The sequence below is a fragment of the Flavobacterium johnsoniae genome, from assembly GCF_030388325.1.
Classification (GTDB): domain Bacteria; phylum Bacteroidota; class Bacteroidia; order Flavobacteriales; family Flavobacteriaceae; genus Flavobacterium; species Flavobacterium johnsoniae_C.
Window position 1 is genome coordinate 4,574,923 of the sequence record NZ_CP103794.1, and the last position, 26,249, is coordinate 4,601,171.

The following is a 26,249-nucleotide window of genomic DNA, read 5'->3' on the forward strand; positions in this document are numbered from 1 at the left end:
TGTTTATGCAAATTTTCATTTCTAATGCCTATACATATTTTAGTAGCTAGTTATAAAGAGTAGGCTTGCAATGTTTTTCTTGCCCATTTCCCCCAGTCTTTCAAAGCATCCAAAAGTATTTTGTTTAGTCCTTTATTGTCAGTAGGTTTGCCTTTAATTGGTGGAGCTAAATCTTTGTCAGAAACTGGAATTTCAGTAACTTTTGTTGCAAACCATGTCATATTTTCATGTGGCATAGCCAAGCCTAAAATTGTTCCGGGTAAGCCTGTAAAAGATTCAGGACCGCCTGAGAATGGAATTTGAATAGTGTAATAAGCAACAACATAAACAGAATCAATAATTATGGCATTTGCTCTGCGGCATTCATAACCTGCGATTTCTCTGGTCTCATCGGTAATTTTCCAGTCAATTTTGCGTAAACTATCTTTTACTAAGTATAAATCATCGTAAACATTTTTTTGTGTAATACTGGTTTGCGTATCAAGATCTGTGGCGATAACATTTTTTAAATTAGCCATTGCATCATCTGCAATCCAAGCATTGTTATTTGCTGATTGATTTGTTTCTTCCCATTTGTATAAACTCTTGTTTTTTGAAAAGCTGAGTGTACTTTTTACGGTTTTAAATTGCGGATTGTTTTTTTTATAACTTTCAAAAGCAGCTTGATAATAACTATCAGTTTCACCTTTTATTTTTTTGGTAATCAAAGCATACATATTTGATTTTTTCTCAAATTCGATTACGCCATTTTCAACAAAGTGATCATTTTGTGCAAAAGTATTGCTGCTTATCAATACAATTATTAAAATTAAAATGCGATTTATTATTGTTTTCATGGTTTTAGTTTTGTTTAATTTCTCCTCCGCCCATTTTGCTAAAATCCCAGCTTACAGAGAACATAAAGTATCTTTGAATAGTGGTATAAGTACTTTGACTGATGTTTCCATTATAAGCCGAACGATTAAATCCTACATTTTGGTTCAAAAGATCTCTTCCCGTTATAGAAACTCTTAAATTATCTGATTTTAAGAATTTTTTGGTTATAGATGCATTCCAAATAAAACGTTCAAAAGTTTCCTGAATCACTTGCGTTTTTCCATTATATTGATAATTACCATCTGTGCTAATTTCTAGTTTGAAAGGTAATTCTACACTAGTCCAGAAATTTCCATTAAAACCCCAACCATTACTATCACTATTTTCGTTTATACTTGCATCGGCAACATTGTAAGTAGGTCCGAAGCTGGTATTAAAATTATATTTTTTTTCTTTATACTTTGATAAGTTTAAATTAAAGGAATAAGTTGAATTTTTAGTTTTATTCAGTTTAGTATTAATGTAATTATAGTTTACATTTTTGTTGGCGCTTAAACCAATTCCTGCTGTCATGTCTATGGCTTTTATTGTTCTGCCAAAATTACTATTCAAATAATAACTTGTTGTCGCTTTGTTTTCTAGGTTTACAAATTGAGAAATACTTTCTCCTCTATCATTTGTAGCCACATTACTTATTATTGGATTTATCGTAAAATTATACGATCCGTTAACCGAAAAATATTGATTGGTGAGCACTTTGTAGGAGTAATAACTACCTCTAAAAATATTTCTAAAAGAAGGATCTAAATTTGGATTACCTACAATTGTATTTAATTGGTTTTGATTGTTTCGGATAGGCTGCAACTGATCTAATGTAGGCTGATCCGTGTTTCCGTTATACGACAAACGTAGTGATTCTCTTTGTTTAAAATTATATTGATAGCTTATCTGAGGCATGTAGTTAACAAATTTTTGCTTAAAATAACTATCTGTATAAACATCATATTGTTTAAAGTTTACACCACTAAATTTGGAACCAAAAGAAAAAATAGTTTTATTTTTCTTGTAATTAAAAATCGCTCCAACCTGGTTTATTGTTTGGTCTAATTCATAATTATTACTAAAGATGGAATCCAAAACATTATAATCGCCACTTGAAGATTGATTAAAAGATTTACGATCTGCTTTTCCGTTACTGATATTGAATCCATAATTAAGAATTAAAGATAAGCTTTTGGATAAAGGTTCGGTATAGATTAAATTTGATTTAAAAGCCCTATTGCTAATATTATTGACTTTGTTTTGATCCACTACTTTGGTGCTATCTGGACTAATTACGGCTGGTGTAAAAAATTCAGCCCTAGAATTTAAGTAACCATTACTTTTGCTATCTGTACTTGATTGGCTTAAATTAATAGATAATGTTCTACCCGTTTTTTTTAGTCTTTTGGTTAACAAAGTATTTATATTAAATGCTTTATCATCAACATCGTTTGTAGTTGTCTGTTTCAAATTATTCAATTGGTTACCTTGTTCGTCAGTACCTTTTCGCATTTCTGCTTCACTTGAATTACTTTTTTTAAATAATCCATCAACATTTAATTTTAAAGTTAAAGTAGTATCAATTTTAATTTCATAAGCAAGATCAAGTTTGTTTTTAGTCATGTTTTTTTCAAAACTCTTGTCTGAAGTATTATAAATGCTGCTAGAACTTAAATTTTGCTGGTTAATATCATTGCGATTTCCTGAAAGTTTGATATCGCCAATTTTGTAATTTGCATTGATAGATTCTTTATCCTTGTTCCATTTATTGTCAAAATGTATTCCTCCAGTTTGAACTACTGGAATTCCCTCACCATTAAATTGCCCGTCCCAACTATCAAACTCATCATTTCCATTGTTTGAAAAATAAATACCGCCATCATCAGTTACCTGATAACCGCTTTGGCCATATTTGTCTTTATCTCCCCATCCTAATCCTACTTGTCCTGTGTTGCCTAAAATACCATAAGCTGCTAATTTTTTCTTATCCCAAAACTTATTAAACATGGCTTGACCTTTGTAAAAATTATCAGTTCCGCCTCCGAGTTCTACTTTTCCGAAATGACCATTTTTTTTGTCTTCTTTAAGTTTAACATTCAGCGTTTTGGTTTTCTGGCCATCGTCAATTCCTGTAAAAGCGGCTTGGTCACTTTTTTTGTCATACAATTGCACTTTATCAACCATGTCCGCACGTAGATTTTTTGTAACTAAAGTCGGATCATCACCAAAAAATTCTTCACCATCAACCAAAACTTTGGTAACAGTTTCGCCTTGAGCGGTAATTTTTCCATCCTTATCAATTTGTATTCCTGGGAATTGTTTTATCAGATCTTCCACTTTTGCATTAGGCTCAATTTTAAATGCTTTTGGATCAAATTCTAACGTATCTCCTTTGATTTTCATCGCGGCTCTATTGCCTTTTATAATTATTTCGGATAATATTCTTCCTTTGTCAGCCAAATTAATTTTACCATAATCTTTGATTAACTTCGTGGAATCAACAGAAAATTGATCTACAAAATCAGCATATTTGGGATAAGAAACCAATAAAATAAATTTACCGGCTTTAATATTATTCAACTCAAAATAACCATTTTCTTTGACTCTGGTAAATTTTACTAAAATGGAATCTTGTGCTCTTAACAAAGAGACTGATGCTTTCGTTAAAGTAGAATTGTTTATAGTATCTTTTACATATCCTTTAACTGTGCCAGATATTTGTGCCTGTAAAGCGTTTGATAAAAAAAAAAGCGATAATACTAGAATTGTTTTTCTCATTAATGGGTTGCGGTTTTTTGAAAAGAGGCATTATAATTCTATTCCATTTTTTTAGAAATAGAAATAAAATGCATTTGTTGTGAGATTTTTTTTAGGTAAGCAAAATTGTAGATTGCAGATTCTACAATAGAAATTGCAATAGTATCTTTTGATCTAGACCTACTGAAGGATAGCGGCTTAATTTTATGAAATTCATGTTCTTTTTGAGTGGTTTTGTTGTTAGCAGTTTGAATTTTAATGATTTTAATTAATAATTATTACTATAACAGTTAAATATCAATATGGCTCAAAAATAAATAAAAATACTACAATATTTAAAAAAAAAGAATTTACTTATAATTTCATGATTAATTATTTACATCAGCAATAATATTTATTGCCAATTTCTTCTGACTAGTTCAGAAAAATGTCGCAACTCATAGACTTTATCGCTGTATAAACCCATTCAAAAGAGAACATTATTTTAGATTTTTTTTCTAATCTTACTCAGCAAAAAGACGAATATTAACAAATACACAAGAAATATAAAATTACCTCCAAAAATGACGAATCAATTTTGGAGGTCTGGTGAATGAAGAGGAATTGCAACTATAGGTCACAATCCTTGTCTACTCTATGTTTTAAGTATATTTCAAAAATCGTTTGGCAAAATTTTGCCACATTATTTTTATCGATTTTAAAAACAGTTAAATATAGAAAACAAAAAAGCCACTCGATATGAGTGGCTTTTGTTGTGATCCCAGAAGGATTCGAACCTTCGACCTACGCATTAGAAGTGCGTTGCTCTATCCAGCTGAGCTATGGAACCATTTCTTTTTAAACTTTATGGCAAAGTTTCTGTCGGGGTGGCAGGATTCGAACCTGCGGCCTCCTGCTCCCAAAGCAGGCGCGATAACCGGGCTACGCTACACCCCGAGGCAAATTTAAGCGGAGAGACAGGGACTCGAACCCTGGCGACGGTTACCCGTCGACAGATTAGCAATCTGCTCCATTACCGCTCTGGCACCTCTCCTTGCTCAAGGAATTGCTTCCGTTTTGCGAGTGCAAATGTATAACAACATTCCTTTTCTCACAAGCTTTTTTTTGAGTTTTTTTAGTTTTTTTTTATCTTTTTTCAAAAACACTTCACAATCAAACAAATAGAATTAACAAAAATTTGACTCAAATTTAAAATCTACCCTATTCTACACAAAATTTGAATTTATTCAAATAAAGAGTAAATTTGCTTTATAACTAATATTAACAGAAAATGAACAAAAGAGTTGTTATCGTTTCTGCCGTTAGAACACCTATCGGAAGTTTCATGGGAGGGTTATCTACCGTACCTGCACCAAAATTAGGCGCTGCCGCTATTAAAGGAGCCCTTTCTAAAATTAACCTAGACCCAAAATTAGTTGATGAAGTTTTCATGGGAAATGTAATTCAGGCAGGCGTTGGACAAGCTCCGGCTCGTCAAGCAGCGCTTTTTGCTGGTTTGTCTGAAGAAGTTGCCGCTACAACTGTTAACAAAGTTTGCGCTTCTGGAATGAAAGCTGTTATGTTTGCTGCTCAGGCAATCGCATGCGGAGACGCTGAAATTGTAGTAGCGGGCGGAATGGAAAGCATGAGCTTGATTCCTCATTATGTACAAATGCGTGCTGGAAATAAATTTGGCCCTGCAACTATGCTTGACGGAATGCAAAAAGACGGTTTGACAGATGCTTACGATAACAACGCAATGGGAGTTTGCGCTGATTTATGTGCAACTGAATACAACATCAGCCGTGAAGAACAAGATGCTTTCGCTATTCAATCTTACGAAAGAAGTGCAAAAGCTTGGGATGCCGGAAAATTTAACAACGAAGTTGTTCCCGTTGAAGTTCCGCAAAGACGCGGAGAACCGATTATCTTTTCAAAAGACGAAGAATATACTAATGTTAAATTAGATAAAATTCCATCTTTAGGCGCTGTTTTTACAAAAGACGGAACAGTTACTGCTGCAAATGCTTCTACAATCAATGATGGAGCGGCTGCTTTAGTTTTAATGTCTGAAGAAAAAGCAAATGCTTTAGGTTTAAAACCTTTGGCTTACATAAAAGGTTACGCAGATGCTGCACAAGAACCAAAATGGTTTACAACAAGTCCTGCGAAAGCTTTACCAAAAGCTTTAGACAAAGCTGGAATCTCAATTTCAGATGTCGATTTCTTCGAATTCAACGAAGCGTTTTCTGTAGTAGGATTAGCCAATGCAAAAATCTTAAATTTAGATAATAACAAAGTAAACGTAAACGGCGGTGCAGTTTCTTTAGGGCACCCTCTTGGAGCATCAGGAGCACGTATTATTGTAACTTTACTAAATGTTTTAGAACAAAACAATGCAAAAACTGGAGCTGCTGCAATTTGCAACGGTGGCGGTGGAGCATCAGCAATTGTTATCGAAAGAGCTTAAAAACAATATCAATAAAAATCAGGAGTTATAATACATAATTCCTGATTTTCAACTTATAATTTTCCATACATGTTCGGAATTTGCAATCTTGCCATAGCACCCGTTCGATCTGAACCAAGCGACAGAAGTGAAATCGTCACTCAACTCTTGTTTGGTGAACACATCGAAATCTTAGAACGCCAAAATCAATGGGCTAAAATAAGAATTCAATATGACGACTATGTTGGCTGGATGGATTCAAAACAATATCAGGTAATTTCAAAAGAACAATTTGATCAACTGAGTAAAGAAGCAATTATCTTAAACGCAGATTTAATTGATTATATCACTGCTCCAAATAACTTATTACTTCCTATTCCGCTTGGAGCATCTTTATCTTTTTTGAATAATAGCGAAATCAATACTTCGAATTTTGATTTTGAAGGAACCAAAACGAGTGGCATCAAACCAAAAAGCGCTATTATAAACACAGCATTTATGTATTTGAACGCGCCTTATCTTTGGGGCGGAAAAACTCCTTTTGGAATTGACTGTTCCGGATTTACTCAAATGGTTTATAAATTAAACGGCTATAAAATTCATCGCGATGCTTCTCAACAAGCGCTTGAAGGCGATCCGTTAAGTTTTATCGAAGAATGCGAAGCTGGTGATTTAGCTTTTTTTGATAATGACGAAGGAAATATTACTCACGTAGGAATTATAATGGACAATAATTATATCATTCACGCAAGTGGAAAAGTTCGTATTGACCGTTTAGACCACACTGGAATTTATAATCCAGAATTAAACAAGCACACTCACAAACTTCGCGTAATTAAGAAGATTATTTAAAAACACAAATTTGCTTCGCCCGTTTGCTGTAGCTCGGGTCACAAATTACCACAGATTAAAAAATCCTTTAATCCGTGAAATCTATGGCAAAAAAAATTCGTGCAAATTAGTGAAATCCGTGTTTTTAAGCACTCAATCGAATTGACTTTCTAAACTCAGATGGACTATAGCCCTTTTGCTTTCTAAAAAACTTATTAAAGTGGCTTTCATCCGTAAAACCAAATTCATAAGCAATTTCATTAATACGCTTTTCGCTAAATTGCAAACGATGTTCAATCAGTTTTGTTTTGTAATTGCTGATATATTGTTGCATCGTTTCGCTGGCATGTTTCTTAAAATAACGCCCTAAATAGGTATTCGAAATTCCAAAATAATCGCTAATTGATTCTGCTTTGATTTTCTCTGGATAATAAATATTGTTCTGAATATATTGCAGAATATCCATCGCTTTTGCTTCTGTAGAAATATTTACTTGTTCTGGAAGGTATTTTGCAATATTTCTCGCTACAATAATAATAAGTGTGTTTACCAATTGCTGAATCAATTCTTGATTGTAAACATCCTTATCCTGATGTTCACGGCAAATCGCTTCAATCATTACTTTTACCAAACATTTATCAGGATCATTTTTAAGAATACATCCCGGCTGATGATTGGCATTTTGAAGAATATATTCTAATCGCTGAATATTTTCATTCTGAAGGCTCGAATTTTTCAAATAAATATCATTAAACCTTAAAAAGAAAAATTTCGTTTCGGTTTCAATGGTAAAATTATGACAATCCTCAGGCGTTAATAAGAACAAATGACCAGGATCATATTCAAAAATATTCTTATTAATACACTGTCTTCCTGTTCCTTCCAGAATGTAAACCAATTCGAAAAAATTATGACGATCTCCCACATCTGGATATTCATTCAGCGTTTCAAAAGAAACCGTAAAAGGCTCATATAAGTTTTCTTTTTTCATAATTCCATTTATTTGAAGATGCAAATATACCTAAAAAAGACAAATATATACCAAATAAGAATCATAAAAACAGTATAATTTTGCCTCATCAATTTTAAACGAAATAAATCATTATCATGGAATATAGAAAATTAGGCAACTCAGAACTTGAATTATCAGCTATTACATACGGCGCTTTTGCCATTGGAGGAACAATGTGGGGCGGAACAGAAAAGAAAGATTCAATAGCATCTGTTCAGGCTTCAATTGACCACGGCGTTACTACAATCGATACTGCTCCTTTTTATGGATTTGGCTTAAGCGAAGAAATGATTGGCGAAGCTATAAAACCTTACGATCGTTCTAAAATTCAATTACTTACAAAATTCGGTTTGGTTTGGGACGGAAGCAACAACGAAAAAGGTGATTTCTTCTTTGATGCAGACGATAACGGTAAAAAAGTTCCGATTTACAAATATTCATCAAAAGAAAATGTAATCAAAGAAATCGAAGAAAGCTTAAAACGTCTTCAAACAGATTATATTGATTTGTTGCAAATTCACTGGCCTGACTCAACAACGCCAATTTCTGAAACAATGGAAGCCGTTGAAACCTTAATTCAACAAGGAAAAATCAGAGCTTTCGGAGTAAGCAATTATAATGTTGCACAAATCCAAGAAGCACAAAAAACGATTCAAGTGTCTTCAAACCAAGTAGCTTACAGCATGCTAAACCGCTCAATCGAAGCAGATTTAATTCCGTTTACAGTTTCAGAAAACATCGGAATCATTGCTTACAGTCCAATGGAAAGAGGTTTGTTGACTGGGAAATATTTCACAGACAGCAAATTAAAAGAAAACGATCACAGAAACGGTTATTTCGGAAAATTCGATTTGCAGCAAGTAAAAACTTTAATTGAAGAATTGAGTTCATTAGCACATTCAAAAAACATTTCAATTTCGCAATTGGTTTTACGCTGGACAACTTTACAAAAAGGAATCGCAATTGTATTAGCTGGAGCAAGAAACGCAGAACAAGCTATTTCAAACGCCAAAACTATGGATTTCGATTTATCAGCTTCAGAATTGGAATTTATCAATCAGGCAATTGCTAAAATAAAATAATGCTCTTTTTATAGACACAAAATCTGCGCAATCTTGTCATTCCGAGGAACGAGGAATCTTCGCGAGAAACTCCGCAAAGCTTGGCATTCTCTATGCGGAGCTACCAACGGAGATTCCTCGTTCCTCGGAATGACAAACTTTGATAATCTATGTGTTAAAAAAAAAAAATCTCAAAAATTTAAATAATTAGAATTTGGGCGTTTTGCGCGGCGAACCGGGCTATTCGTTCCAATCTTTTATTCCGAACCCCGGCACAAAAGGATTTCCACTGCTATCCCTCACGCATCCATTTTTATAAGAAATAACAAATTAAAATGAAAAAGATATTTATAATAAATGGCGGACAGAAATTCGCACATTCAGGAGGAAAATTCAACAAAACCGTTCAAGATTGGACAATTGAATTTCTTTCTAAAAATAATAATTACGAAATAAAAACAACTCACATTGAAAACGAAATTGATCTTCAGGAAGAAGTTGAAAAATTCGTTTGGGCAGATTTAATTATCTATCATACACCAGTTTGGTGGTTTCAATTGCCGAACCTTTTCAAAAAATACATCGATGATGTTTTCACGCAAGGACACAACAACGGAATTTATAAAAGTGATGGAAGAAGCCGCGTAAATCCAGACATTAATTACGGAACTGGCGGACTTTTGCACGGACGCAAATACATGTTGACTACAAGCTGGAATGCACCTGCAACTGCTTTTACGCTTCCTGGCGAATTTTTCGATGAAACCTCTGTTGATGACGGCGTAATGTTTGGTTTCCACAAAATGAACAAATTCACAGGAATGGAAAAAATAAACGGATTTCATTTTCATGATGTAGAAAAAGGCGCAACACCAGAAAATATTATTACCTTTAAAGAACAATATACCAAACACTTAGAGCAAACTTTTAAAAATCTATAATCATGATCTCAATTACAGCAATTTTAAAAAGTAAACCAGAGCATCTAATTGAAGTTCAGAACCTTCTGACGCATTTAGTAACCGAAACTAGAAAAGAAACTGCCTGTATTCGTTACGATTTACATACTTCAGAAAATGTTTTTATTCTATGGGAAGAATGGAAAGATCAGCCAGGTTTAGATTTACACAACAGCCAATCTTATCTTCAAGATTTCATTAAAAAAACAGAAACGCTGGTTTCTAGTCCAATTCAGGTTTACAAAACTGCACAGACTTTATAACTTTTGTTTGCCACGAATTACACGAATTAGCACTAATTTTCATTAAAACAAGAAAAAAATCATTCGTAAAAATTCGTGTAATTCGTGGCGAATAAAACTTATTTAATTCCGCCAAAAGCTCCGAAACACATATTTTTATGTAAAATTTCAACTTTTGAAAAACCTACTTTTTTCATCAAATCCAATTGATAATTCATAGATCTCGGAGAATCTTCTTTTTCAATATAATCCAAAACTTTCTTACGATATTCCTCTCCTCCAATTCCTTTTAAATAATCACCGTAACGCTGCCAAGTATATTCATTCAATAATTCTGTGTCTTGCGTAATCAAATCAGAAATCATCAAGCAACCGCCTGGTTTCAATAATTTAAATAATTTTATAAAAGTCGTTTCCCAATCCTGATCCTCTCGTAAATGATGCAAAACTGCGCCAGCCAAAATAATATCAAAACTATTTTCTTTTAAATCCACTTCACGAATATCGCCCTGTTTTATTTCTACTTTTCCGTTTGTTTCAGCTGAAACCCTTTCAAAAGCACGATTCAACATTGGCAAACTCAAATCGACCAAAGTGCAATCTAGATTTGATAATTTAGATAACATTTTTAAAGCATAATTTCCTGCGCCACAACCAACATCTAAAATAGTTGTAGCATTAGGAACAATGCGTTTTGAAGCTTCAGTTATTAATTCTAAAGAAATTGTAGCATCAATTGTTGCCACTTGTCCTGTTTCTAAATTAGAAAATCGTTCGACATCATTGTCAAATCGTTCTTTGATTTCTTCAATAGTTGATTTTTTCATGTCTTTGTTTTTTTATCTCTCGCAGACAAAGCAGATTGAGCTAATCTTTTTGCTATTATATGATTGGAAATTATTATGATTAAGATGATTTATCTAAAATTAATAATTTGCCTTATCCGCAAATCTGCGAGAGAATTATTCTTTTTTCAAAACTATCTTTTTCATAAATACTTTAAAAATACTATTTTTATCAATTAATAATACCTTAAAAGTATCATGGAATTACGTCATTTAAAATATTTTTTGGCTGTAGCCGAAGAACTGAACTTTACCAAAGCTTCAGAAAAACTTTTTATTTCCCAACCTCCATTAAGCCGCCAGATTGCTGAACTGGAAGACGAACTTCAAGCAAAACTTTTCATCAGAAATAATAAAAAAGTAGAACTTACCGAAGCTGGAAAATATTTCGAAAAAGAAGTTAAATCTCTATTTCAGAATTTGGAACGCATTTCATTAAAAACAAAAAAAATAGCAGAGAATGTGTCAGGCGAACTTTGCGCTTTTTATGGCTTTACGCCGAAAATTATTCACGAAGCCAATAACATTAATTCAATTGTACAGTTAGTCAAAAACGGTTTAGGAATTTCTATTGTTCCGTCGAACATTGCCAAAAACAATCAAGATTCTGAAATTGGTTTTATCGAATTGAAAAAGGTTAATCTATATACAAATGTCTCGTTAATTACATCAAAAGAGGATCATTCTGAAATTACTCGATCTGCTGTTGAGTTTTTATTGCCACAAAGACGCTAAGATGCTAAGTTTTTTCTACTACACATTATCCATGTAGTTTGTCATTTCGACGAAGGAGAAATCTTCGCAAGTAGCTCCGCATAGAGAGGCCAATCTTTGTAGAGCTTCTCGTGGAGATTTCTCCTTCGTTGAAATGACAAAAATGAGAGAAATCTTTTTTAATCATTATAATCTGTGGCAATAAAAAAAATTCGTTACAAATTAGTACAGAAATCCACATCATAAAAAGAGAACTTTTAAATATCTTAGCAAATTCAAATTCTACAATAAAAATTTCAATATAAAATGGCTGAGCAATCTTCAATTCAGTGTCCAAACTGCGGAACTCCTATCGACGTAAATGATGTCTTAAAGCATCAATTGGAAGATAGTATCCGTAAAGAATTTCAACAAAAAGCTACTATTCAAAATAAAGAATTAGAGCTTAAAAATGAGCAGTTTGAAAAAGCTAAAGCCGAATTTGAAGCAAAGAAAAAGCAGGAAAACGAACTTTTTGCCGAGCGTTTGGAGCGTGAAAGAAAAATTGCGGAAAAAGAAATTTCGGAAAAGTTGAAAACAAAACTTGAAGAAGAAAACAAAGATCGTTTACTCTTAATGGAAAAAGAACTCTCTGAAAAATCGGAAAAAATCAGGGAATTAAATAAAATGGAAGGTGAAATCGCCAAATTACAGCGCGAAAAACTGGAAATGAAAGATGCCATTCAAGCCGAAGCTGAAAAGCAATTGAATGTTCAACTGACTTTAGAACGTGAAAAAATTAGAAAACAAGAAGACGATAAAAACGAGTTAAAATTTAAAGAGCTTCAAAAACAGCTTGAAGAACAAAAAAAGCTTACTGAAGAAATGAAACGCAAGCAAGAGCAAGGTTCTATGCAATTGCAAGGCGAAGTAATGGAATTAGCGATTGAAGAATGGCTGGCAAACAACTTTCCTCTTGACAGTATTGACGAAGTTAAAAAAGGTGCAAATGGCGCTGATTGTCTTCAAATTGTAAATACGCGCGAACATCAAAATTGTGGTTCGATTTATTACGAAAGCAAGAGAACAAAAGCGTTTCAGCCTTCATGGATTGAAAAATTTAAAAATGATATTAGAACCAAAAGAGCCAATATTGGAGTTCTGGTTACAGAAGTAATGCCGTCTGGAATGGAAAGAATGGGCATGCGAGACGGGATATGGATTTGCACTTATGAAGAATTTAAAGGTTTAAGCGCCGTTTTACGTCAATCTTTAATTCAGATCAATCAAGCAGTTCAGGCACAAGAAAACAAAGGCGATAAAATGTCGATGTTATATGATTTCTTGACTAGCAACGAATTCCGTTTACAAATCGAAGGAATTGTAGAAGGTTTCACCCAAATGCAAAGCGACTTAGATTCTGAAAAAAGAGCCATGCAGAGAATCTGGAAACAACGTGAGAAGCAAATCGTTCAAAGTTCATACTTTTTAGAATGTACGGCTCGATTCGTGGAATCGCTGGAAATGCCGTTCAGAGTGTAAAAGCATTAGAATTGGATTTTATTGAAGGTGAATCGGAAGATGAAGAACCTAAGGAATTGTTTGAATAATTTTATTCAAATTAAAACGCCAAGTTTGTCATTTCGACGAAGGAGAAATCTTCGCAAGTAGCTCCGTTCCCATAAGTCAATCTTTGTAGATCTTCTCGTGGAGATTTCTCCTTCGTCGAAATGACAAAAAATGTGTAAAAAAGATATAAATGTTAATCGACTTTCTTCAAAACCGCTAATTTCCCAGAAGGATTTGACAACGTAAGCCTATTATTTTCAATAGAATAAGTTGTTGTGCTTTGCAATGCTTTTAAAAAATCTCCTTCTTTATTTCCAGGTGCGCAAGCCATTAAAGTCGAAACCACTTTGGTAAAACGCAAAAGATCTTTTTCGTAAAAAATTTGTCCTGTAATCGAATTACAACCTCCAAAACCTGAAAATCTGTTTTCGGTTGAATTAATTTCAAGTCTCGGAAATTCTTTCTGGAAATCGGTTGCAAAAACTTTATATCCGTTCAATTCTTCCAAAACCCAAATATCATGAAGACGATAATCTGTAATAAATTTTCCGCATCCGCTCAATTTTTTCGTTTCTAATTCTGAATTGTTTTTAATCTCAACCTTGACACTATAAGGCGAAATTGCACCAGACATAGAATCTTGACAGTCTAATTGCTGAATTGTTATAGTTGCAGAAGCAGTTTCGTTACTTACTTTATACATTCGAACATTTGCATCCATAGCTCGTATTGCCTCAACGGCAGGAAAAGTAATACTTTCTTTTCCTGCAATTAATGAGGTGAAAATAATTTGATCATTTCCTATTTTAATTCCCCAAAACGGCTCATTTCCAGTAGCTTTAAAATAAAAATTCAAATCGTCTTGAGATGTTCCTGAAGGTGTTTTATCTTTTGATTCTTTGCCCGCTGTACTTTTACAGCCTATCATTAAAACTGATAATAGCAATATTGAAAGGATTCTTTTCATAGTATTTCTGTTTAAAAAATGTTCTTCTTAAGAAAAACAACCATAAAATTCTTATGAATTTACGACATTTTTTTGAAAAGCTTATTTAGAATCTTTTCAAATTTATAAAAATATCAATTCGCCAAATTCATCTAAAAGCCGTACTACGTAAAAGATTACGACAAAATACGTAGTCATGAAAACTTCAATCTACTCAAAAAATATTTTTATTACGTATTTTTATAAGTACAAATACTTATATTTGCGTAGTAATACTTAATTAAAAAAATCATGATTAGAGTAATAGTAGTTGGAAACGGCATGGTTGGTTATAAATTTTGCGAAAAATTCATTGCAAAATCAGGACAAGAAAAGTATCAGATTACTGTATTTGGTGAAGAACCAAGACGAGCCTACGATCGCGTTCACTTAAGTGAATACTTTGGAGGAAAAACAGCAGATGATTTATCATTATCTACAACCGAATGGTACTTAGAAAACAATATTATTCTAAACACATCTGAATTAATTACAGATATTAATCGTGATGTAAAAACAATTCACACGCACTTAGGAAAAACACATACGTACGATTACTTAGTTTTAGCTACAGGTTCTTCGGCATTTGTTCCGCCAATTGAAGGTGTAGAAAAAGAAGGTGTTTTTGTTTACAGAACCATCGAAGATTTGGATGCCATTATGTCTTACGCCAAAAAAATAAAAATAAAAGGTGCAACAGAAGCTGCAGTTTTGGGTGGCGGTTTATTAGGTCTTGAAGCAGCAAAAGCCGTTAGAGATTTAGGATTGAATCCGCATGTGGTGGAATTTGCTCCACGCTTAATGCCAAGACAATTGGATCAAGGTGCCAGCGATATGCTTCAAGCTAAAATTGAAGAATTAAATATCGGAATTCATCTTAACAAAGCGACGCAATATATTGACGGAAAGGAAAGTATAACAGGAATGATGTTTGCAAACGACGAATTGTTAAAAGTAGACATGTTGGTTATTTCTGCCGGAATTAAACCTCGCGACGAACTGGCAAGAGTTTCGGGACTTGAAGTTGGTGTAAGAGGTGGAATTGTGGTAAACAATCAAATGCAGACATCAGATCCTTCTATTTTTGCAATTGGAGAAGCGGCACTTTATAACCAAAACATTTACGGACTTGTTGCTCCAGGTTACGAAATGGCCGATGTTGCCGCCGAGCAAATCTTAAATGGCGAGAAAACCATGAGAGAAACCATCGATATGTCGACTCAATTAAAATTAATTGGTGTTGAAGTAGCAAGTTTTGGTGATCCTTTTATAGAAAATGAAAATGTAACCGCTATTATATATGAGAATAAGTTAAGCGGAATCTACAAAAGAATTAACGTTACCAAAGATTCTAAAACGCTTTTAGGTGGAATTTTAGTTGGAGATTCTAGCGATTACAATTCGCTATTTCAGATTTATAATAACGGAATGGCTTTGCCTAAAAATCCAGAAGATTTGATTTTAGGTTCAAGAGACGGTTCTGAAGGTTCAAGTTTAGGAAGTGTAATGGATTTGCCAGACACAGCAGTAATTTGTTCTTGCGAAAATGTGACGAAAGGTTCAATTTGCTGCAAAATTTTAGACGAAAGCTGTTCTTCACTTTCAGACGTAGTAAAAGCAACCAAAGCCACTTCTGGTTGTGGAGGCTGTAAACCTATGGTTTCTGATTTGGTAAAAGCGACTCAAAAATCTCTAGGAAAAGAGGTAAAAGAAGTTATCTGCGAGCATTTCAGTTACACGCGTCAGGAATTATTTGATTTGGTAAAAATTAATAAGTATGAAAATTTCTACGATGTCTTAGATCATCACGGAAAAGGCGACGGATGCGAAATCTGCAAACCTGTTGTAGCATCAATTTTCTCTAGTATTTACAACGATACGGCAAACAAGCACGTAACCACGCAAGATACAAACGATAGATTTTTGGCTAATATCCAAAGAAACGGAACATATTCTGTAGTTCCGAGAGTTGCTGGTGGAGAAATTACTGCCGAGAAATTAATCGTAATTGGCGAAGTGGCAAAACAATTCGATTTATATACCAAAATTACCGGAGCGCAAAGAGTTGATTTATTCGGAGCACATTTGAGTGATCTTCCAAAAATCTGGAAAATCTTAATCGACAATGGTTTTGAAAGCGGTCATGCTTACGGAAAATCGCTTCGTGCAGTAAAAAGCTGTGTCGGAAATGCTTGGTGCCGTTACGGAATGGACGACAGCGCCGGATTTGCTATCGAACTCGAAAACAGATACAAAGGAATTCGTTCTCCGCATAAACTAAAAGGTGGAGTTTCGGCATGCATTCGCGAATGCGCAGAAGCACGCGGAAAAGATTTCGGATTAATCGCCGTTGAAGGCGGATGGAATTTATACATCGCAGGAAATGGTGGTGCAAACCCAAAGCATGCGGTTTTATTAGCCGAAAAAATCGACAAAGAAACGGTTATAAAATACATGGACAGATTCTTAATGTATTACATCCGCACTGCCGGTCCGCTAATTAGAACTTCAACTTGGTTAGAAAAACTAGACGGAGGTTTAGAGTATTTAAAAGAAGTTATTATCGAAGACAGCCTAGGAATCTGCGAAACATTAGAAGCCGAAATGCAGACTTTAGTAAACACTTTTGAATGCGAATGGAAACAAGTTTTAGAAAAACCAAGATTATTGAAACGTTTCAATCATTTTGTGAACTCAGACGAGAAAGATGACAACATTGCTTTTGTGCCATTAAGAGACCAAAAAGCACCAAAAGCGTGGACTTAAAAAAATATCTTGCAACAAAGACACAAAGCCAAAAGTCAAATTATAAAAACTTAAAGAAAAAAACTTAGCGTCTTAGCGTCTTCGTGGCAAAACACCATAAAGCTCCAAAAAAAAAAAAAAAAAATCATTAAACGTTTGCTGTCCTTCTTACCCTCTTTTTTTACTGCGCCATCATAACTCTCATGATTGTAAAAAGAGGGCTAAGAAACAGGAAATCAAAACTTAATCAAAATGGAAGAAATCTTAAATCAATACGAAACGGTTCACGCGAGCGATGCAACAATTTGGTTCAAAGCAGGTAAAGTAGAAGATTTTCCAACCAATCGCGGCGGATGCATAAAATATAAAAACAAGCAGATTGCTATTTTCAATTTCACACGTCGTAACGAGTGGTACGCTTGCCAAAACGCCTGTCCGCACAAAATGGAAATGGTGCTTTCAAGAGGAATGACAGGTTCTGCTGATGATATTCCGAAAATCGCTTGTCCGATGCATAAAAAAACTTTTTCTCTTGTTGACGGTTCAAATTTAAATGGCGACGATTTCAAAATTGCAACCTATCCGATTAAAGTAGTTGAAAACGAAGTCTTTGTTGGATTTGCAGATTAGACTTTTTAAGAGGCAAGAAGCAAGAGACAAGATGAAACAATTTTTCAAATCTTGCTTCTTTCTTCTTTCATCTCACTTTCGACTTTTGACTTTTGACTTTCGACTTTTGACTTTTGACTTTCGACTTTTCTACTTTTCTACTTAATTACGTATCTTTGAAATCTATTATTAAACCAAAAAATGACTACACCTTTTCAAAAAGCAAGCGAATGGATTGATGCGGAGAATGCACAAGATCCAAACATCGAAACAGACAATAATAAAGAATATCCTAAAGAATTATTGTATTCAAACCGGATGTACGAAAGACTGATGCAGTTTGAACCAAATGCTTCAGAAGAAATCCAAATCGCTTCAAAAGCGCAGCATATCTGCAGATGGAAAGTCGCTCGTGAATCTTACCCAATGGATCGCGTTGGTTATTTGAAATGGAGAGAAGAATTGAAAAAATTCCACGCAAAAACTACTGCCGAAATTTTGACAAAAGCTGGTTATAATCAAACTTTTATTGATCGCGTTTCATTTTTAATTGAGAAAAAATTACTTAAAAAAGATGCCGAAACTCAATTATTGGAAGATGTAATTTGCCTTGTATTTTTAGAACATTATTTAGAGCCATTCGTTCATAAACACGACGAAGAAAAACTAAAAAACATCATCAAAAAAACTTGGGATAAAATGTCTGATAAAGGTCATCAGGAAGCATTAAAAATCAATTATTCTGAAGAAAATTTAAACCTAATAAAAGCTTCTTTGGGATTGTAAAAAAGATATGAAAAAAAGCAATCAGGAAGCTGCAGAAAAAATCACTTTCAAAAATTTACGCCGTTTGTATTTTTTTGCGCTTCTTACTATTGCCTTAACTATAATTGTCAGTCAATTTTTAGTGCAATACAATCTAAATCAGCAGTTAAGCGATTCTAAGATTATCAATTTTTCGGGCAAGCAAAGAATGCTGAGTCAGAAAATTGTAAAAGAAGTATTGATTTTACACTACGTTTCAGATTCTGCTTCTGATAAAAAAACTTCGCATCTAAAAAGTGTTTTAGCACTTTGGAAAAAAAACCAAAATGCGTTAGAAAACGGAAATGACAGCTTAGCTTTTCCTAAAGAAAAATCAGAAACACTTTCTAAATTATATCTTGAAATAAATCCTATTTTCAACAAAATTGCAGAAACCACCGATCTATTTCTTCTTAATTTAAAACAGAAAAAAAACACTTTAGAAAATCAAAAATTAGTTGAAGTAATTTTAGAAAACGAAGGCATTTTTCTTTCTAAAATGAATCAAATCGTAACGCAATACGATCTCGAAGCGCACGAAAAAGTAACCGAACAACGCAGAATAGAATATTGGATTTTTGGTTTTACCTTATTGATACTTCTTTTAGAATTTTTCTTCATTTTCAAACCTACAAATAAGAAAATCGAGAAATTAATTGCAAAACTTTTATCTTCTGAGAAGAAAGCTTTAAAGCTTGCATACGACACAGAAATTATCAGCGAAATTAAGGAAAACTCCGTAAAGGAATTAAAATCGCTTAATTACGCAATGGAGAATACTTTACTCTATTGCCGAATCGCGCCAGATGGATCGATTATACATGTTGGAGAAAAATTTGCCAAACTTCTTAATTATACCAAGTTTTCATCTAACAAAAAGTTTTCAGAAGTATTAACAGTAGATGAAAAAGAGCAAGTCAATTTTGACCGTTTAATTTTCGAAAAACAACGTAGCGGATGGCAAGGCGAAGTCAAGATTTTATCGAAAGAAAACAATGAAATCTGGCTCGATTTATCAATGGTTCCGGTAATGATTAAAAAAGATGAATTGGAACTTTTAATCGTCTGCTTCAACATCACCGAACGTAAAAAAGCGCAACGAGAAGTCGAACGTTTGAACCTTGAAAACACAACCGAAAAAATTAATCAGCAAAAGATTATTTCGAGTAAAATAGTTGAAAATCAGGAAAATGAACAAAACCGAATTGCCAAAGAAATTCACGACGGAATTGGACAAATGCTCACTGGTTTAAAGTTCAGTCTAGAAAGCATCAATTTAGATGACAGAGAAAAATCAGAACAAAAAATTGAGTATTTAAAGAAACTTTCTTTAGACATCATAAAAGGTGTCCGCACGGCAACTTTCAATTTAATGCCTCCTGAATTGAGCGATCACGGAATTGTTTCTTCGCTGGCAAAACTTACACAAGAACTTTCTAAACTAACCGGAAAAGAAATCCTTTTTTACAACAAAACCGATTTTAATCAGCGTTTAGATTCTTTAATAGAAATCAATATTTATCGCCTTACACAAGAAGCGATTAACAATGCCATAAAATACGCTGAATCATCGCATATAATTGTCGGACTTTCTCATAGCGAAACACTTCTAAGTATTATCGTAGACGACAATGGAAAAGGTTTCGACATCAATTCGGTCGACAAAAAAAGAAACAGCGAATCTGGAATGGGACTTTTATTTATGAAAGAAAGAATTCAATACATCAACGGCCGCGTTTTCATCAATTCAATTCCAGGCGAAGGAACGAGAATTACCTTTAATATTCCGATTCTTAAATGAGATAATGTGGCAATTAGATAATTTGATAATTACGTAAAGTATCTCAAAACATTTTCTAATTGCCGCATTAACTAATTATCTAATTATTAGGGCGAGCCAGCATTAGAAAAAGTGGGCAAACAAACTTTGTCTATATTCGCCCACTTTCCCTAATGCTGTCGGGCTATCCGGGCTACTTCGGTAGCTTCCTCCTATCCCTCTCGCGGGCAAACGGTTTCAAGATATAATCAAGTTCTATTTGTCATTTCGAGGAACGAGAAATCTCCACAAGGAGCTCTACAAAGATTGGCGATTTAGATTGCGGAGTTTCTTGTGGAGATTTCTCGTTCCTCGAAATGACAAACTTGATGTAAAACTTTCTCAAAATTTAGAGTTTTATCCTTGAAATTTAAAATTCCCAACATTAGAAATTTTAATATTGGAATTTATTTTTAAAAAAAGTACGTATATTAGCATCTTCTTTTAGATGAATATACGTAAAAATCCAAAATCAAAATTAAGTAAAGTATGAGCAATATCATTCGTGTAGTATTGGCAGATGATCATGTTTTTGTTAGAGACGGAATCAAATCTTTATTAGAAAACGAAGCAAACATCGAGGTTGTAGGTGAAGCAATTGATGGTGCAGATGCACTAGAAGTTGTCGCAGCTACAGCACCAGATTTACTTATAGTAGATATTCGTATGCCAAACTTAACTGGTATTGAGGTAGTAGAAAAACTTAGAAGCGAGAACAATAAGATAAAAATCATCATGCTTTCGATGCACGAATCGGAAGAATATGTTTTGAAATCTATAAAAGCTGGTGCCGATGGCTATTTATTAAAAGGATCTTCAAAAGAGGAATTTTTAAAAGCACTTCACAGCGTTGCTAGCGGAGGAAAATATTTCAGCGGTGATATTTCTTCTATATTAATCGGTCAATTAACTAATTCTTCATCATCAATAGAACCAAAACAAAATCTAAGTGAAGAAATGATGATTACCAAAAGAGAAAAAGAAATTCTGACTCTTTTATTATCTGGAAAAGGAAACAAAGAAATAGCTGAAGCATTAGATATTAGTAAACGTACAGCCGAAGTACACCGTTTTAATCTGATGAAAAAATTGAAAGTAAAAAACTTAATGGAACTTTCTAACAAAGCTGCAGAGTATTCTTTAATATAAAAATTACGTATTTATACGTAAATATTTTTCAAAAACTGCGTTTTAGCAGTTTTTAACTAAGTTATAGTACTTATTTTTACATAAAAATATAAGTGCTATGAAAAATACAAACTCTTTATCGCAATCACACAAAATTTTATTTTTGAACACATTGGCTTTTACAGTGTGTTTTGCTTGTTGGACTTTAAACGGGGTTTTAGTAACCTTTTTGGTCGATAACGGAATTTTCCATTGGGATGTTATTCAAGTTGGGTGGCTTCTTGGAATTCCGATTTTAACAGGATCAATAATGCGTCTGCCAATCGGAATTTTAACAGACAAATTTGGAGGAAAATATGTTTTTTCTCTTTTACTATTGCTTTGTTCTATTCCGCTTTTCCTTCTTCCCTACGCCGATAGTTTCGCCATGTTTGCCTTATTAAGCTTTTTGTTTGGAATGGTCGGAACTAGTTTTGCTGTCGGAATTGGCTATACTTCAATCTGGTATCCAAAAGAATGGCAAGGGCGCGCATTAGGAATTTTCGGAATGGGAAATGCTGGCGCAGCTATAACAACCTTTTTAGCTCCTTCCCTATTAAATCATTTTTCTATTGAAGATCCGCAAAACGGCTGGAAAACACTTCCTGTAATTTATGCCGTTTCATTAGTCGTAATCGGAATTGCGTTTTTAATTTTTACAGAAAACAAAAAAATAGAAAACAATACCAAAACTATTTCACAAACGCTTACACCTTTAAAATCAGGAAGAGTTTGGCGTTTTGGAGCCTATTATTTCTTAGTTTTCGGATGCTTTGTGGCTTATTCACAATGGTTGTTGCCAAACTTTATGAATGTTTATCAGACTAGTTTAGTAATGGGAGGATTATTTGCAACAATGTTTAGCTTGCCTTCTGGTGTTATTAGAGCTTTTGGAGGTTACCTATCGGATAAATTCGGAGCCAGAAAAGTGATGTATTGGGTTTTAGGTTCATCTGTAATTTTAAGCGCATTATTATCAATTCCGAAAATGGAAATCACAACTTCTGGACCAGGAATATTAGCGGCCAAAAAAGGTGTTGTAAATGAAATTAGCGACAAAGCCATAAAAGTGGGAGATAAAGAATATACGATTACACAAAAGACAGCTAACGCAGCAGAAAATGCTATTTTTCCAACAACATCAAGTTGGCAAGATGTTGTTGTTGCTCACAATCAAAGCGTTGCTAAAAAAGAATTGATTGCAAAAGGAGTTACTGTTATTAAGTTTGATGCTAATATGTGGGTATTTTTAATTTTAGTAATTCTAATTGGTATTTCTTGGGGAATCGGAAAAGCTGCAGTTTACAAACATATTCCAGAATATTTTCCAAATGAAGTCGGCGTTGTCGGCGGAATGGTTGGAATGATTGGTGGCTTAGGCGGATTCTTCGGACCAATTATCTTCGGATATTTATTAACTGCAACTGGAATCTGGTCAAGTTCATGGATTTTTATTTTAATCTTTTCAATTGGGTGTTTAGTTTGGATGCATTATACTATAACACAACTTTCTAAAGAAAAAAAGGTTAAAATAAAACAAGTTGAATTAGAACCAGCCTATTAAGACAAGATTAAAAAAATATTAGAAATTATGATATAAATCATAATTAACTACGGCTTTTTCTTATAAATTTACCCTCGATAAAAAATTACCAATTTATGAAAAAACTTAAACTAATTTTAATACTTATCGTAGGATTAAGTTTTGAAATCCAGGCACAAGAATTAGATGTTAATCTTCAAATCAGACCACGTTTTGAATATAGAAATGGATTCAAACAACCGTTGAACTACGGTCAAGAAGGAACATCGCAAATTTCACAACGCTCTCGTTTAGGCATTAATTATAAACAAGAAGATTTAATCGTAAAACTGAGTTTACAAAATACAAGAACTTGGGGAGATGTACCAAGTACTACGACAAAAGATGCAAATGGAGTTGCTGTTTTTGAGGCTTGGGCACAATATAATTTTACCGAAAAATGGAGCGCCAGAATGGGACGTCAGGTTCTTTCTTATGATAATCAGCGTATCCTTGGAGGATTGGATTGGGCACAACAAGGACAAAGCCATGACGCATTAATAGTTTCTTTTCATAATGAAACACAAAAATTAGATTTTGGAGGTGCGTACAACTCAGATGCCGAAAATCTAGTTCAAACTACTTATACAGTGCCAAATATGTATAAAAATATGCAATATGCTTGGTATCATAACCAATTCAGCGAAAATTTAGGCGCTAGCTTTTTAGCATTGAATACAGGATACGAATATACTCGCAATCCAAATACTCCAGAGAGTAAAATTCTAGTAGATTATAAGCAAACTTTTGGATCTTATGTGACTTATAAAAAAGGCAAACTAGACTCCAATTTTTGGGTGTATGGGCAAACTGGAAAAAGCAATGATCGTCAAGTGAGCGCTTGGAATACTGCTGCCAATTTAGGCTACAACTTAACAGAGGCTTTTAAAATAGATTTAGGTTACGAATTTTTATCTGGAAAATCTTCAAATGACGGAAGTACCGTAATCAAATCTTTTAATCCGCTTTTTGGAACAAACCATGGATTTAATGGTTATATGGATTATTTTTATGTTGGAAATTACACCAATAGCTATGGTTTACAAGATGCATTTATCAAACTAAACTACAATGTAAACAAATGGCAGTTTGCTTTGATTCCGCATTTGTTTTTAACAGCAGCTGATGTTGTTACACCTTTAAATGAAAAATTAGATTCGTATTTAGGAACTGAGATTGATGCGACTTTTGGATATAATTTCAAGAAAAACATAACCGTAACTGGAGGTTACTCTCAAATGTTTGGATCTAAAACAATGGAATTTGTTAAAGGTGGAGATACAAGCCATACTAATAATTGGGCTTGGTTAATGATATCTGTTGATCCTAAAATTTTTAACTGGAAAAAATAGCGTTTCTTTAAAATTTGCTTTAATATTTTACCCTTTTCTTATTTACAGAAAAGGGTATTTTTTTTTTAACATTTATAAATGATTGTATCATTTAATTAATTATATTTGAGCCGATTACGAACCCCAAATTCTATTCTAATGAAACCATTTCTAAAATTATCAATGCTGACTTTTATGGTCACGCAAACTGGTATCGCCCAAAAATACAACGATGCCTTAATTTCTCAGAACTCAGAAATAAATTTTGCTAAAACGCAAAAAAGAGGAATTAAAAAAAACAACATTATTTATTATGTTGAAAATGACATGCAAACTATATCTGCCTACAAAAAAAGCAAATTGAAATGGCAAACCAATGTAGTTTCTGTTTGCGGAAAACCAAAAAAAGGAGAACCAGAAATTAGATATGTTGGTTATAATTCTAATAAACTGCTTATCGTTATCGGAAAACATAATTTTGTAGAAATTGATATTAATAGCGGTACTTCAACGCTTGTTGGTTAAGATTAAAGAAATCTCTAGATATATAAACTGCCCTTTTTCTATTTTGAGAAAGGGTATTTTTTTGGCTTTTTAAACAGTATATTTGATTAACATTTTTGAAACAAAATACTACATGAACCTGATCATCAAATCCTTAATTCTAACATTATTTTTAACGCGATTAAGTTTTGCTCAAGATAATCAACAACTTACTTCCAAAGATATTTATTCTAAAGATGGATTAATTTATAAAATTAGTAACGATTCTATCTTTTCAGGTTCAATAGAAAATCGAAGATGGACCAATAATATATTATTATCAAAAAGTGAATATCAAAATGGCTACATAATACTTCATACTCAGTATTATAACAAAAATAAAGCAGGAATTCCAAGTAAAAAAACCTACTTCTATGAACATCAATATTTTAAAAAGAAAAAAGAAGACAAATTAGATTTCGACGGAAGCATATATTCTACTATCTATTTTGATGAAAATGAAAATAAAATATTAGAAGAAGGCTTTTCAAGCGGTAAATTAATTTATAGTTGTGAATTTAAAGATGGGAAGAAAAATGGGAAGGAATTTTGTTTATCTAAAAATGGAGAAGCATTCCATTACGTTTACGAAAATGGAAAAAAAAATAAAATCTAAAAATATTTATGCTCCATAATTTCAGATCTTAATTCTGAAATCCCTAAAATTCCCACACGTTTTCCTTCGGTTTTAATTAACGCTTCTTTTTTAAGACTTGACAAAACACGAATTGCTTGTTCTTCAGTTGTTCCTGCAAAATCTGCAATTTCCTTTCGCGAAAGCTCAATATCAATCAAACCATTGACTTGCCCGAATTTACGATGAACATAAAGCAGTAAATCGACCACGCGTTCACGAACATTCATATGTGCAATCTTGCGAATATTATTTTCGCTTTTGTTTAATTCTTCGGCATAAAACAGCATTAAAGCATAGGTAAATTCAGGAATTTCTTTTAGAATTTCCAGCATAATTTCATTGCTAAAATTACATAAAACGGTATCTTCTAAAGCGTAAGCTCCGATCAAATATTTTTTACCAGTTCCGAATCCGCGAAAGCCGATTGTATCGCCATTTTTAGTTAGACGCACAATCTGTTCGCGACCATTAATTCCTGTTTTTACTGTTTTTACTTTTCCTGAACAAATAAAATAAAGCCCCTGCAATGGCGCACCTTCCGTAATAAATTGTTGCGATTTTTTACATACAAAACTCTGCTTCTTAGCGACATATTGCTTCATTTGCTCTAAATGCAGATGCTTTTTAATAAAACAATTTTCATTGACACAGCTATAACAAATTGAATGTTCTTCTTTCATGAGTTCAATTTTTTAGCATGAAACATATTTATTGGTTCTCTTTTCTTGTTATCAAAAATAATAAAAATAAATTTAAAAAATAAGTATTAATA

General features: G+C 33.3%; 22 protein-coding genes and 3 tRNA genes. 16 read left to right on the top strand and 9 right to left on the bottom strand.

Features of this window, described 5'->3' with window-relative positions:
• Positions 1-50 precede the first annotated feature (50 nt).
• The 5 genes from NYQ10_RS19340 to NYQ10_RS19360 form a co-directional block, all read right to left on the bottom strand.
• Positions 51-836 (bottom strand): GLPGLI family protein, encoded by a 786-nt coding sequence (locus tag NYQ10_RS19340; protein ID WP_289877874.1) that lies wholly within the window; start codon positions 834-836, stop codon positions 51-53.
• 4 nt (positions 837-840) lie between these two features.
• The gene (locus tag NYQ10_RS19345; RefSeq protein WP_289877875.1) at positions 841-3,636 is read right to left on the bottom strand and encodes an outer membrane beta-barrel family protein; all 2,796 of its coding nucleotides are present in this window, start codon (positions 3,634-3,636) and stop codon (positions 841-843) included.
• A 734-nt stretch (positions 3,637-4,370) separates the two neighbouring features.
• Positions 4,371-4,444: transfer RNA gene (locus NYQ10_RS19350), tRNA-Arg, on the bottom strand.
• A gap of 32 nt (positions 4,445-4,476) precedes the next feature.
• Positions 4,477-4,551, bottom strand: a tRNA-Pro gene (locus NYQ10_RS19355).
• Positions 4,552-4,564: 13 nt separating this feature from the next.
• Positions 4,565-4,648, bottom strand: a tRNA-Ser gene (locus tag NYQ10_RS19360).
• Between the two features lie 237 nt (positions 4,649-4,885).
• Between NYQ10_RS19360 and NYQ10_RS19365 the strand changes: the two genes are divergently transcribed.
• The gene (locus tag NYQ10_RS19365; RefSeq protein ID WP_289877876.1) at positions 4,886-6,064 is read left to right on the top strand and encodes an acetyl-CoA C-acyltransferase; all 1,179 of its coding nucleotides are present in this window, start codon (positions 4,886-4,888) and stop codon (positions 6,062-6,064) included.
• A gap of 69 nt (positions 6,065-6,133) precedes the next feature.
• Positions 6,134-6,895, top strand: coding sequence for a C40 family peptidase (locus NYQ10_RS19370; RefSeq protein WP_289877878.1), 762 nt, complete (start codon positions 6,134-6,136; stop codon positions 6,893-6,895).
• Between the two features lie 124 nt (positions 6,896-7,019).
• Here NYQ10_RS19370 and NYQ10_RS19375 read toward each other — a convergent pair whose 3' ends face one another.
• On the bottom strand, positions 7,020-7,865 hold the full coding sequence (locus NYQ10_RS19375; RefSeq protein ID WP_289877879.1) for an AraC family transcriptional regulator: 846 nt from the start codon (positions 7,863-7,865) through the stop codon (positions 7,020-7,022).
• A gap of 116 nt (positions 7,866-7,981) precedes the next feature.
• Here NYQ10_RS19375 and NYQ10_RS19380 point away from each other — a divergent pair, with 116 nt between their 5' ends.
• From NYQ10_RS19380 to NYQ10_RS19390, 3 genes are all read left to right on the top strand, one after another.
• Positions 7,982-8,968 (top strand): aldo/keto reductase, encoded by a 987-nt coding sequence (locus tag NYQ10_RS19380; RefSeq protein ID WP_289877880.1) that lies wholly within the window; start codon positions 7,982-7,984, stop codon positions 8,966-8,968.
• A gap of 314 nt (positions 8,969-9,282) precedes the next feature.
• The gene (locus NYQ10_RS19385; protein WP_289877881.1) at positions 9,283-9,888 is read left to right on the top strand and encodes an NAD(P)H-dependent oxidoreductase; all 606 of its coding nucleotides are present in this window, start codon (positions 9,283-9,285) and stop codon (positions 9,886-9,888) included.
• A 2-nt stretch (positions 9,889-9,890) separates the two neighbouring features.
• Positions 9,891-10,169 carry a putative quinol monooxygenase gene (locus tag NYQ10_RS19390; RefSeq protein ID WP_276172914.1) on the top strand — a complete coding sequence of 93 codons (279 nt, stop codon included), beginning with the start codon at positions 9,891-9,893 and terminating at the stop codon, positions 10,167-10,169.
• A gap of 98 nt (positions 10,170-10,267) precedes the next feature.
• On the opposite strand, the gene NYQ10_RS19395 is transcribed toward NYQ10_RS19390, so the two are convergent.
• Positions 10,268-10,975, bottom strand: a complete 708-nt coding sequence (locus tag NYQ10_RS19395; protein WP_289877882.1) for a class I SAM-dependent methyltransferase — start codon at positions 10,973-10,975, stop codon at positions 10,268-10,270.
• Between the two features lie 216 nt (positions 10,976-11,191).
• Here NYQ10_RS19395 and NYQ10_RS19400 point away from each other — a divergent pair, with 216 nt between their 5' ends.
• Both NYQ10_RS19400 and NYQ10_RS19405 read left to right on the top strand, forming a co-directional pair.
• Positions 11,192-11,728, top strand: coding sequence for a LysR family transcriptional regulator (locus tag NYQ10_RS19400; RefSeq protein ID WP_289877883.1), 537 nt, complete (start codon positions 11,192-11,194; stop codon positions 11,726-11,728).
• Between the two features lie 285 nt (positions 11,729-12,013).
• On the top strand, positions 12,014-13,228 hold the full coding sequence (locus tag NYQ10_RS19405) for a DUF2130 domain-containing protein (protein WP_436836296.1): 1,215 nt from the start codon (positions 12,014-12,016) through the stop codon (positions 13,226-13,228).
• 220 nt (positions 13,229-13,448) lie between these two features.
• On the opposite strand, the gene NYQ10_RS19410 is transcribed toward NYQ10_RS19405, so the two are convergent.
• Positions 13,449-14,222 carry an META domain-containing protein gene (locus NYQ10_RS19410; RefSeq protein ID WP_289877884.1) on the bottom strand — a complete coding sequence of 258 codons (774 nt, stop codon included), beginning with the start codon at positions 14,220-14,222 and terminating at the stop codon, positions 13,449-13,451.
• Between the two features lie 270 nt (positions 14,223-14,492).
• Here NYQ10_RS19410 and nirB point away from each other — a divergent pair, with 270 nt between their 5' ends.
• The 9 genes from nirB to NYQ10_RS19455 all read left to right on the top strand — a co-directional run bounded on the left by nirB (position 14,493) and on the right by NYQ10_RS19455 (position 25,456).
• Positions 14,493-17,006 carry a nitrite reductase large subunit NirB gene (gene nirB, locus NYQ10_RS19415; protein ID WP_289877885.1) on the top strand — a complete coding sequence of 838 codons (2,514 nt, stop codon included), beginning with the start codon at positions 14,493-14,495 and terminating at the stop codon, positions 17,004-17,006.
• A gap of 231 nt (positions 17,007-17,237) precedes the next feature.
• Positions 17,238-17,615 carry a nitrite reductase small subunit NirD gene (nirD, locus tag NYQ10_RS19420; RefSeq protein ID WP_012026590.1) on the top strand — a complete coding sequence of 126 codons (378 nt, stop codon included), beginning with the start codon at positions 17,238-17,240 and terminating at the stop codon, positions 17,613-17,615.
• A gap of 180 nt (positions 17,616-17,795) precedes the next feature.
• Positions 17,796-18,380 (top strand): DUF4202 domain-containing protein, encoded by a 585-nt coding sequence (locus NYQ10_RS19425; RefSeq protein WP_289877886.1) that lies wholly within the window; start codon positions 17,796-17,798, stop codon positions 18,378-18,380.
• Positions 18,381-18,387: 7 nt separating this feature from the next.
• A complete protein-coding gene (locus NYQ10_RS19430) occupies positions 18,388-20,199 on the top strand; it encodes a PAS domain-containing sensor histidine kinase (protein ID WP_289877888.1) in 1,812 nt (603 codons plus the stop codon).
• Positions 20,200-20,706: 507 nt separating this feature from the next.
• Positions 20,707-21,366, top strand: coding sequence for a response regulator transcription factor (locus tag NYQ10_RS19435; RefSeq protein ID WP_289877889.1), 660 nt, complete (start codon positions 20,707-20,709; stop codon positions 21,364-21,366).
• Positions 21,367-21,463: 97 nt separating this feature from the next.
• Positions 21,464-22,948, top strand: a complete 1,485-nt coding sequence (locus NYQ10_RS19440; RefSeq protein WP_289877891.1) for an MFS transporter — start codon at positions 21,464-21,466, stop codon at positions 22,946-22,948.
• A gap of 95 nt (positions 22,949-23,043) precedes the next feature.
• On the top strand, positions 23,044-24,318 hold the full coding sequence (locus NYQ10_RS19445; RefSeq protein ID WP_289877892.1) for an alginate export family protein: 1,275 nt from the start codon (positions 23,044-23,046) through the stop codon (positions 24,316-24,318).
• A gap of 138 nt (positions 24,319-24,456) precedes the next feature.
• Positions 24,457-24,822: a hypothetical protein gene (locus NYQ10_RS19450; RefSeq protein WP_289877893.1), complete on the top strand. Its 366-nt coding sequence runs from the start codon at positions 24,457-24,459 to the stop codon at positions 24,820-24,822.
• Between the two features lie 112 nt (positions 24,823-24,934).
• Positions 24,935-25,456 (top strand): hypothetical protein, encoded by a 522-nt coding sequence (locus NYQ10_RS19455; RefSeq protein WP_289877894.1) that lies wholly within the window; start codon positions 24,935-24,937, stop codon positions 25,454-25,456.
• Here the strand turns inward: NYQ10_RS19455 and NYQ10_RS19460 are convergent.
• Entirely contained in the window at positions 25,453-26,157 is a 705-nt protein-coding gene (locus NYQ10_RS19460) for a Crp/Fnr family transcriptional regulator (protein ID WP_289877895.1), read from the bottom strand. The genes NYQ10_RS19455 and NYQ10_RS19460 overlap by 4 nt on opposite strands.
• Between the last annotated feature and the right edge of the window lie 92 nt (positions 26,158-26,249).